General features: G+C 41.0%; 11 protein-coding genes. 3 read left to right on the top strand and 8 right to left on the bottom strand.

Annotation, left to right across the window (positions count from 1 at the left end; all coding sequences use genetic code 11):
* The first annotated feature begins 774 nt into the window (after positions 1 to 774).
* Positions 775 to 1,248 carry a VapA/VapB family virulence-associated protein gene (locus BM100_RS17600; protein ID WP_092513330.1) on the top strand — a complete coding sequence of 158 codons (474 nt, stop codon included), beginning with the start codon at positions 775 to 777 and terminating at the stop codon, positions 1,246 to 1,248.
* A gap of 401 nt (positions 1,249 to 1,649) precedes the next feature.
* On the opposite strand, the gene rof is transcribed toward BM100_RS17600, so the two are convergent.
* The gene (gene rof, locus BM100_RS17605) at positions 1,650 to 1,916 is read right to left on the bottom strand and encodes a Rho-binding antiterminator (protein WP_092513332.1); all 267 of its coding nucleotides are present in this window, start codon (positions 1,914 to 1,916) and stop codon (positions 1,650 to 1,652) included.
* A gap of 333 nt (positions 1,917 to 2,249) precedes the next feature.
* Between rof and nlpE the strand changes: the two genes are divergently transcribed.
* On the top strand, positions 2,250 to 2,957 hold the full coding sequence (gene nlpE, locus BM100_RS17610; RefSeq protein WP_338066857.1) for an envelope stress response activation lipoprotein NlpE: 708 nt from the start codon (positions 2,250 to 2,252) through the stop codon (positions 2,955 to 2,957).
* A 113-nt stretch (positions 2,958 to 3,070) separates the two neighbouring features.
* On the opposite strand, the gene proS is transcribed toward nlpE, so the two are convergent.
* From proS to metN, 6 genes are all read right to left on the bottom strand, one after another.
* Positions 3,071 to 4,777, bottom strand: coding sequence for a proline--tRNA ligase (gene proS / locus BM100_RS17615; protein WP_092513334.1), 1,707 nt, complete (start codon positions 4,775 to 4,777; stop codon positions 3,071 to 3,073).
* A 112-nt stretch (positions 4,778 to 4,889) separates the two neighbouring features.
* Positions 4,890 to 5,597 (bottom strand): tRNA (N6-threonylcarbamoyladenosine(37)-N6)-methyltransferase TrmO, encoded by a 708-nt coding sequence (gene tsaA / locus BM100_RS17620; RefSeq protein WP_092513336.1) that lies wholly within the window; start codon positions 5,595 to 5,597, stop codon positions 4,890 to 4,892.
* 28 nt (positions 5,598 to 5,625) lie between these two features.
* Positions 5,626 to 6,012 (bottom strand): Rcs stress response system protein RcsF, encoded by a 387-nt coding sequence (gene rcsF, locus BM100_RS17625; protein WP_092513338.1) that lies wholly within the window; start codon positions 6,010 to 6,012, stop codon positions 5,626 to 5,628.
* Positions 6,013 to 6,178: 166 nt separating this feature from the next.
* Positions 6,179 to 6,994 carry a MetQ/NlpA family lipoprotein gene (locus tag BM100_RS17630; RefSeq protein WP_092513340.1) on the bottom strand — a complete coding sequence of 272 codons (816 nt, stop codon included), beginning with the start codon at positions 6,992 to 6,994 and terminating at the stop codon, positions 6,179 to 6,181.
* A gap of 128 nt (positions 6,995 to 7,122) precedes the next feature.
* Positions 7,123 to 7,776, bottom strand: a complete 654-nt coding sequence (locus BM100_RS17635) for a methionine ABC transporter permease MetI (protein ID WP_092513342.1) — start codon at positions 7,774 to 7,776, stop codon at positions 7,123 to 7,125.
* On the bottom strand, positions 7,769 to 8,800 hold the full coding sequence (metN, locus tag BM100_RS17640; protein ID WP_092513344.1) for a methionine ABC transporter ATP-binding protein MetN: 1,032 nt from the start codon (positions 8,798 to 8,800) through the stop codon (positions 7,769 to 7,771). The genes BM100_RS17635 and metN overlap by 8 nt, the downstream gene beginning before the upstream one ends.
* A 178-nt stretch (positions 8,801 to 8,978) precedes the next feature.
* Here metN and gmhB point away from each other — a divergent pair, with 178 nt between their 5' ends.
* A complete protein-coding gene (gene gmhB, locus BM100_RS17645) occupies positions 8,979 to 9,545 on the top strand; it encodes a D-glycero-beta-D-manno-heptose 1,7-bisphosphate 7-phosphatase (RefSeq protein ID WP_092513346.1) in 567 nt (188 codons plus the stop codon).
* A 71-nt stretch (positions 9,546 to 9,616) separates the two neighbouring features.
* Here gmhB and BM100_RS23435 read toward each other — a convergent pair.
* Positions 9,617 to 9,805, bottom strand: a 189-nt coding sequence (locus BM100_RS23435) for a hypothetical protein (protein WP_217648210.1), incomplete at its 5' end; no start/stop codon positions are given.

The following is a 9,805-nucleotide window of genomic DNA, read 5'->3' on the forward strand; positions in this document are numbered from 1 at the left end:
ATACATAAATATAATTCAGTATTACTTAGCCATTTAATTAAGTATTTATTTTATCAAATAAGACATCCATTTATTAAATAAGCTTATCGATAAGGATATTTAATAAATAAATATCTGGCTAGATATAAATTAATCTTATGTTATATTTTGAATTATTTATTATTGAAAAATTCACATTTTATACTATATTTCAAGGTATAGAAAAATGTTGACAATCATTTTAAATAGAACTTTTGTTTTTATTATATACGCAATCAACTTCAAATTGCAGGAAGCAGCCTATGTTCTCCCTCGCGTCGCGGGGAGAACATAAATGCATCTTGAAGTACGACGGGTATATGTCAATTTGTTTCTCTGTTTATCATGCTTATTCTATTCAATCGTAGGTGGATTGTTTTTATCAAAGTAAAATTTGCTTTTTATCTCTATGTGTGAATAGCCATACTGTTATATATGAAGAATTTTAACTAATGATAGGCTTGTTTTTTTGTAAAAATAGGTCGGTATCTTATTTATAGGTAAATACTAGCATTGAATAAAATATATCCGTCATCTTTCACATTGCAAATTTGGCAGTTTTGTTGGCTGCTCTTGCTAACTTTGATCTCTGTTTTCATAAGCAAACGGTTATCTATATTATTTTCTTGGGGATTAACGTTTTTGTCGCCTTGACGAAACTCGAACTCCATTGAGTTTAGATTTATATAAATTTTTGTTTATAACTGTAATAATTTAAAAATAAACAATATTTTTAAATTAGAAAAGAGGTTTTTTATGATGAAGGTAAATAATATAGATCACTCTGTTCTAAATAATTATATTAAAGATGATCTTAATAAAAGATTTTTTCAAGACATGAGAGGACGAGAAATAGACCCAGTCCTTATCGCCAATCCTGCGGAAAAGATCCTGATTTCCACTCAGGAGGAGAAAGCCGATGCATTTGCTTCAATGATAAGTGAGATAATTTATTTTCGTCTTAATGTAACGGTTGAGAATAGTGACAGGACGTTTAACGGTCAAGGATGGAGCCTGAACAGTATTGGAGTAGGCGGTTTTACTGGCGGGATCTATTCCGATGATTTAACTTTTCTTTATATGAAAGCACATAGCTTTTGGTTCTATGAAGTCCTGACATTAATTTTTATCGCCTTTTACGATGATGAATCGACATATTTAGGTACGTTTAGAGGCAGCGGTATTTCGAGTGCCAGTGGCATTGGTTCTGGTACAGGCATTTTTTATTGATGCAGATTAAAGTGACGATTAAATGAATAATATAGTTTTCTTCGATAGCAGAAGGAGTTACATCTCATAAGTTTTTAGATGAAGCTGCAAAGCTGCAACGTAAAGGATGAAGGAAATATTTTATAAGTTGGATTCATTATGTTAGATAGTGTTTTTCATTTGGGAAAATGGCTTTCTTTATTGAGCCTTACCAAGGCAATATTTTGCGTCCTGATAGCTGAGTTTGTAGTTTTGTATAACTGATGGCTTTTTATATAAATGGTAATCTTTACAGAAGTAATCAGGCAATTGAGATGATATTTATCAAATTATATGAAAACGCATTTCCAGATAGACAAAAGCCCTCATTTTCGTGAGGACTTTTGTGCTGTGTCGTCGTAATTTTATGTATGTATTGATTATCACAACGAGGAACGTTCAATAACGATTGTTCCAATCTCTGGATGACTAAAACTGATAATGTGATCTAACCTTAATTCACGGGTTTCTCCATCTGATTCGACGAGAAGATATTCAATTTTTTTTCTCAAGATCAATTCCTTAGCCTTCCCCTCAAATAACCTATCATCTATCAATTGAATATGTAAATGTAGTTGGCGCTGACAAGCGAGTTCAAGGTTATCGTAATCGTCACAGTTAATTGGTTGATATTCAGTATCTATAGACATATTTGCTCACCACTATGTTAGTGGCGGTGATTGTGCCGCCCGTGATTGACCAAACTTAAACGTAAAAATGCTACCTACGACTATAGCACACTAACCTTCTGTGATGACTGCATAAGCCTGTGGTAACTACGTTGAAATTGGAAGTAGGTTAAACTGCTACCTAGTCATTATGCAATGAGATTGCATCATAATATTTTATTTTCTCTCTATGTATTTTGAGATACGGTAAAGTAACGTCAATCTTGCCACGTAAATCTCATGTTTTATAGTCTGTGGTCGTTATAAAATAATGGGTTGGGATTCACTGGGTATCATATTGAATTTTCTGGATAAATGATGATAAAGAAAAAATTATTACTGGCATTACTGACTGCGGGAGTATTCACCGTGGCTGGGTGCCAGAAGCACGATGCGCAGCCAGACAGCTCGGCATTACAGGCCAACACAGTATCGCAGGATAAGATTTTACCAACTGAAAACGTGTTTAGCGGTGTTATACCTTGTGCAGATTGCGCAGGGATTGAGATGACATTACAGCTTGCTAAAGATGGGTCATATATTTTGGGACAAACCTATCAGAAAGACAAAAGTGAGGAGAATGCGTTTTTTGAAACCGGTCATTGGGTAGCCAATGGTAAAAAAATCGTATTGAGCAGTGAAGATGGCAAAAAATCTTATTACCAGATGAAAGGCGAAAATCTGGTTATGTTGGATACTCAGGGTCAGCCAATTCAGTCAAATTTCAACTACGAGTTGGCTAAGGTGACATCGAAAAAATTGGCAGGGGAGTACATCTATTTCGCTGATTCAGCAACCTTTACTGAGTGCCGTACTGGAAAACGCTATGATGCTTCAGAAAATATCGATCTGGAGCGTGGTTACAGTGCTACGGGAGTTGAAGGCGGAACGCCCGTTTATGTAGAAGTAGAGGGCTACTATACCCTTCGTCCTTCAATGGAAGATGGCTTGTTTGATCACTCTCTGATTCAGACAGGTAAGATTCATTTTGACAAGGCATCATCCTGCAATACTAAAAAATAATGCCGGGTTGAAATATCCCTAAGAGATTAAAAAGGCCCGCACATATATAAATGTGCGGGCCTTTCAATTCTCAGACCCTTTCAGGCCAGAGCACTTGAGCAAATGTAGTGAATTTACCCTTTCAGGAATTCAACAACATTTTCCAGTTTCAGCAATTGCTTGTCGCTGTTGCGACGACATTTGTATTCGATCTCGCCGTTATCAAGATTGCGATCGCCGATAACCAGAGTGTGTGGTACACCAATCAGTTCCATGTCGGCAAACATAACACCCGGACGCTCTTTACGGTCATCAAAAATCACGTCGATACCGCTGGCACGTAAGTCAGCATAGAGTTTCTCTGCAACTTCTTTCACTCGGTAAGATTTGTGCATGTTCATTGGCAGAATGGCAACTTGGAACGGTGCAATGGCATCAGGCCAAATAATGCCACGATCGTCGTGATTCTGTTCAATTGCAGCAGCAACGATTCGGGTTACGCCGATACCGTAACAGCCCATCGTGACAACCTGATTTTGCCCATCTTCATTCTGTACTGTTGCTTTCAGCGCATCTGAATATTTAGTACCCAATTGGAAAATATGACCCACTTCAATGCCACGTTTGATTAGCAGGGTTCCTTTCCCGTCTGGGCTGGCGTCGCCTTCGACGACATTACGGATATCTGCAATTTCTGGCAGTGGTAAATCACGTTCCCAGTTAATGCCGAAATAATGTTTATCATCAATGTTGGCACCGGCGCCAAAATCACTCATGACGGAAACGCTACGGTCAATAATGACAGGCATTGGCAGGTTGACTGGACCCAGAGAGCCGGGGCCTGCGTTCACGATGGCACGAATTTCTTCTTCAGTTGCAAATGTCAGAGGGCTGGCAACCAACGGTAATTTTTCCGCTTTGATTTCATTCAGTTCATGATCGCCACGCACCAACAGAGCAACTAATTTGTGTCCGCTTTCTTCGGCAGCATGGACCATCAATGTCTTGACGGTTTTTTCAATTGGCAGATTGAATTGTTCAACCAGTTCTGCAATGGTTTTTGCATTTGGTGTATCCACCAGACGCATTTCTTCCGCTGGTGCCGAACGTTCTTGAGATGGCAACACTGCTTCTGCCAATTCAATATTCGCTGCGTAGTTGGACTCGGTAGAAAATACGATATCGTCTTCCCCACTTTCTGCCAGCACTTGGAATTCATGGGAAGCGCTGCCACCGATAGAACCGGTATCTGCCAGAACTGGGCGGAAATCCAGCCCAATACGAGTAAAGATTTTGCTGTAAGCGTCGTACATCTTATCGTAAGTTTCTTGCAGGGATTCTTGGGTTGTGTGGAAAGAGTATGCATCCTTCATAATAAATTCGCGGGAACGCATCACACCAAAACGTGGGCGGACTTCATCACGGAATTTGGTCTGGATTTGGAACAGATTCAACGGAAGCTGTTTGTATGAAGTTACCTCATTACGCACCAGATCGGTAATGACCTCTTCATGGGTTGGCCCCAAAACGAAAGGACGTTCACCGCGATCGACAAAACGCAGCAACTCCGGGCCATATTGTTCCCAACGGCCGCTTTCCTGCCACAAATCTGCGGGCTGAACTACCGGCATGGAAACCTCAATCGCTCCTGCATTATTCATCTCTTCACGAACAATGTTTTCAACTTTCTTCAACACACGAACACCTGTCGGCATCCAGTTGTATAGACCTGAAGCGAGCTTACGGATCATTCCGGCACGAAGCATCAGTTTATGACTGACTACTTCAGCATCAGCAGGCGTCTCTTTTAAAGTAGAGAGCAGATATTGGCTAGTACGCATAGTAAGTTTCCATTGGATAGCAAATTGCTTTTGGGTGACAAGCGATTGCCACCCAACCCAGAAAAAAATAAGCCACTAGTTTACCAGCGAGCTTGCGATGTCTAAAGGGGTTTTAGCGGCGTTCGATAGAAACCACTTCTGTCATGGTGTCGTGAACCAACCAGCGGACATTAAAATCCAGAATATGAACAGCGTATATCCTGTGTTTTTGCTCTTTCTTGCGATAGGCCGGACGAGGATCTTGAGCCAGAACTTGGCAGATAAAACGCCGTAAATGAGGATAATTGCCTTGATGGGATAAAAGTTGGCATTCCGCTTCTGTTGAGAAACCCACTGCCATATTCGCTTCTGGCGCTGATTGGGCAAAACCCGCCTTGGCCTCAGGATGTGCTTCGGCAAAAGGCAGGTAAGGTTTTATATCAATGACAGGTGTCCCATCTACCAAATCTAAGCTGCCAAGCTCCAGAATGACTCGATTGTTTTTGCATTGAATATCTTTCAATTCGACTAATGACATCCCAATCGGGTTCGGACGGAAAGTTGAACGGGTTGCAAATACACCCATTTTGGCATTTCCGCCTAAACGGGGAGGGCGTACCAAAGGGTTCCAGCCACCATCCATGGTTTGGTGAAAAATAAAAATAATCCACAAATGGCTGAATTGTTCTAACCCGCGTACTGCATCGGCTTGATTAAAAGGCGCAAGTAACTCTAGCTGACCTGTTCCATCTTCCACGAGGCCAGGTTGACGGGGGATAGCAAACTTCTCTTTATAAGGAGAATGAATGGTTCCTATTTGTGTAAAATGAAAATCGGTCATGAGTGCCTTTTAATAGCGGTTTGAATAATTAATTATTTGTCGTCAACAGGGCTGAACCTTCACAAATGGCAACTTGGTAACAACCTTGACCAGATAAAATTGCACATTGATGAAGTAAGACTGCATTGGCATTTAAGGAAGCTGCTTTTGCCAGCATGCTTTGGCGAGCGCTGGCAATACTTGCAGGGGGATCTTGCAGTGTGCTGCGGCAGGATTCGCCAGCAACAACACCTAAATCTTTAAAGGGTGAACCTGAAAACTCATCCGTTTTGGTATACAGGCGGACATTATACGGTGCATTGTTTTTCTTGACTGACGGGTATTGCGCTTGTTTTTCCGCCTTATCAACGGGAGTTGTGAGAGAAGTACAGCCAACCATAAAGAGCGCCATGAAACAGATAGATAACACACGCATCAAAGTGGATCCTTATATTGATAATGTCAGTATATAGGGGATGAATAGCTTTTAACTCTGAAACTGTATGAGACTGCAATGAACTCATTCAATTTTCTTAAAAAAATGGGTGGATATAAAAATATCCACCCGCTGATTTTAATCTTGATTGACTGAATATAAAAGATTACCAGCCTTTTATCGCTCCGCCTTTGAAAACTTTCAGAGCTTCTTGTTCTACTTCTGGAGATTGGTATGCTTTCACGAATTTTTGTACGTTTTCAGCGTCTTTATTGTCTTCACGGCTAACGATAATGTTTACGTAAGGTGAATCTTTATCTTCAACAAAGATCCCATCTTCTTCAGGCGTCAGGCCAATCTGTCCGGCGTAGGTATTATTGATAATGGCCAGGGCAATTTTCTGATCATCCAGTGAACGCGGCAATTGGGGCGCTTCCAGTTGAACAATATCCAAGTGCTTAGGATTGCTGGTAATGTCCAGAATCGTTGGTAACAAACCAACACCATCTTTCAACGTGATTAAACCTTGTTTTTGCAATAACAACAGAGCACGGCCTTGGTTGGTTGGATCGTTTGGTATGGCAATTTGCGAGCCATCTTGCAGCTCATCCAGGGATTTAATTTTTTTGGAATAAGCCGCCATTGGGAAGATAAAAGAATTACCAACGATAGCCAGTTTATAATTGCGATCTTTTACTTGCTGATCTAAAAACGGCTTATGCTGGAAGATATTGACGTCAATATCACCTTTGCTCAGTGATTCATTCGGCAGTACATAGTCATTGAATGTTGTCAATTCAACATCAAGGCCGTATTGCTCTTTGGCTACTTTTTTGGCAACTTCAGCAACTTTTAATTCGGGACCTGCGATAACACCCACTTTAATGTGATTTGGATCTCTTTGTTCTTGCCCGCAGCCTGCAAGAGCTAATGTGCCTAATAATGCGCCTATTACAGCAATGGATTTTAATTTCACTGACATATTTTACCCCTATTGAATACTGATTTATAACCTGTCTTATCAAGTTAATGCGTACTACTATAATGAGGCTTTCGAATATAAGCCCTGTTGTAATAGGTGCTGTTACCAGCACCTTTGTTGAAATAACGTTACTTACGATTAGCCATTTTTGCCAAGCGATCGCCGCTCAATTGAATCAAGAATACTAAAATAACCAATAAAGCTAATACGGTATTCATCACTGTTGCGTCATAGCCAATATAACCATATTGGTAGCCAATTTGCCCAAGGCCGCCGGCACCAACAGTACCGCCCATCGCGGAATAGCCAACTAAGGTAATTAAAGTAATCGTGGCAGCATTGATTAAACTCGGCAGTGCTTCCGGCAATAAGATCTTTTTGACAATTTGGAACGGTGTTGCACCCATTGCACGTGCCGCTTCAATCAAGCCTGATGGAATTTCCAATAAGGCATTTTCAACCATGCGGGCAATAAAAGGCGCCGCACCTACAGTTAATGGAACAATCGCCGCTTGTAATCCAATGGAGGTTCCTACCAGCAATCGGGTGAATGGGATCATCCATACCAACAGGATAATAAACGGTACTGAGCGCGTAATGTTGGCTAAGGCAGAAAAGATACGGTAAAGCGCCGCATTTTCAATAATCTGCCCAGGACGGGTAACATATAGAAGTACACCCGCTGGCAATCCGATAACAAAACCAAAGAAACCGGAAACAAAAGTCATCACCAGAGTTTCCCAGACTCCTTTAGCCAATAATAAAATCATTCCTTCAGACATAACCGAGAACCTCTACCTTTACATGATGCTCTTTTAAAAATGCTATTGTTGATTTGATGTTGTCACATTCACCATCTAACTCAGCCAGCATGACACCAAATTTAACGCCGCCAGCGTAATCCATTTGAGAACTCAATATACTGATATCAATGTTAAAGCGGCGAACAGCCATGGAAATTAAAGGTGCATCAACTGATTTGCCTGTAAATTCCAATTTCAACAATGGGCACCGGTCAGGTGCGTATTCCGGCTGCAATTTCTGAGCATAATCTTCTGGAATATCCAAATGCAGCGTCGATTTAATAAATGCTTGAGCAACTGGTGTCTTAGGATGCGAGAATATTTCACTAACAACATCTTGCTCAATCAATTGACCACCACTGATAACAGCAACTTGATCACAGATGCGTTTAACGACATCCATTTCATGGGTAATCAAAAGGATGGTGAGGCCCAGACGACGGTTAATGTCTTTCAACAACTCAAGAATAGAGCGGGTTGTTGCCGGATCCAGTGCGCTGGTGGCTTCATCGCAAAGCAGCACTTTCGGCGAGTTTGCCAAGGCACGGGCTATGGCGACACGCTGTTTTTGGCCACCAGACAAATTGGCTGGGTAAGCATCATGTTTATCCGCAAGGCCAACCAATTCCAGTAATTCGCTAACTTTGGCCTTTATTTCTGCCTTTGGCGTGTTATTCAATTCTAAAGGCAAAGCAACATTGCCAAATACCGTTCTGGATGACAATAGATTAAAGTGCTGGAAAATCATGCCAATATGGCGACGTGCATGGGTCAGTTCACGATCGGAAAGAACAGTAAGATCTTGTCCTGCAACCAGCACCTGACCTGAAGTCGGGCGCTCAAGCATATTTACACAACGGATCAAGGTGCTTTTTCCTGCACCGGAAGAACCGATGACACCATAGATTTGCCCTTGCGGGACATGTAAGTTGATATCTGAAAGCGCATTAATTGAGCGCTTTCCTTGTTGAAATATCTTATTTATCTGAGTCAGTCTTATCATTTTTTTCTTATTAAATGTAAAGATGAATGACTTGAGGGCATTTCAACAAGTCATGATTTGAAGTGGATGTTAAGGCGTCTAGACGTCTAAGTCAACTGTGAATAAATTAAATGCTGCATTCTCATTCAGTCATGAATCATGCGATACTGTTAGCTTCGCATATTCTCGGAGCAATCAAGTGACTCAAGGTATTCCCGCCGTATTTTTAGATCGTGACGGCACGATTAACATCGATCATGGTTACGTACATGAAATAGATAACTTCCAATTTATTGATGGCACCATTGAAGCCATGCTGGAATTGAAAAAGATGGGCTACGCACTGGTCTTGGTAACAAATCAGTCGGGTATTGCACGCAAACTTTTTACAGAAGAGCAATTTGTACAGTTAACAGAATGGATGGATTGGTCACTGGCAGACCGAGGTGTTGATCTGGATGGCATCTATTATTGTCCTCATCATCCAGAAGCAAGTGATGATGAATATAAGAAAGAGTGTCAGTGCCGTAAACCTCAACCAGGCATGTTGCTGGATGCACAGAAAGAATTGAACATTGATATGTCATCTTCTTATATGGTGGGAGATAAAATAGAAGATATGTTGGCAGCTAATGCTGCAAATGTTGGAATAAAAGTACTGGTTCGCACAGGAAAACCCGTTACTGAAGTTGCAGAACAAGCCGCAGATTTGGTTATTAATAGCTTGGCAGACCTACCAAAAATGATAAAAAATAGGCAAAAATAGCCTTTTTGTCTAAATTTAAAGCGCTTGAGCAGGAAATTATAAAATAAGGCTTGCGTAAATCAGAAGGCTCCCTATAATGCGCATCCGTTGTCACGACAAACACGCAAACTTGTTGAGATGACAAAGTGAAAAGCCCCGAAAAATAAGGCTTGACACTGAAAGAGGAAAGCGTAAGATACGCAGCCTCGCAACCCGGAACAAACTTCCCGGTTGCCCCGCTCTTTAACAACTGAATCAGACAATCTGTGTGGGCACTCGCA

Source organism: Xenorhabdus mauleonii, from assembly GCF_900113945.1.
In the GTDB taxonomy this organism is placed as follows: domain Bacteria; phylum Pseudomonadota; class Gammaproteobacteria; order Enterobacterales; family Enterobacteriaceae; genus Xenorhabdus; species Xenorhabdus mauleonii.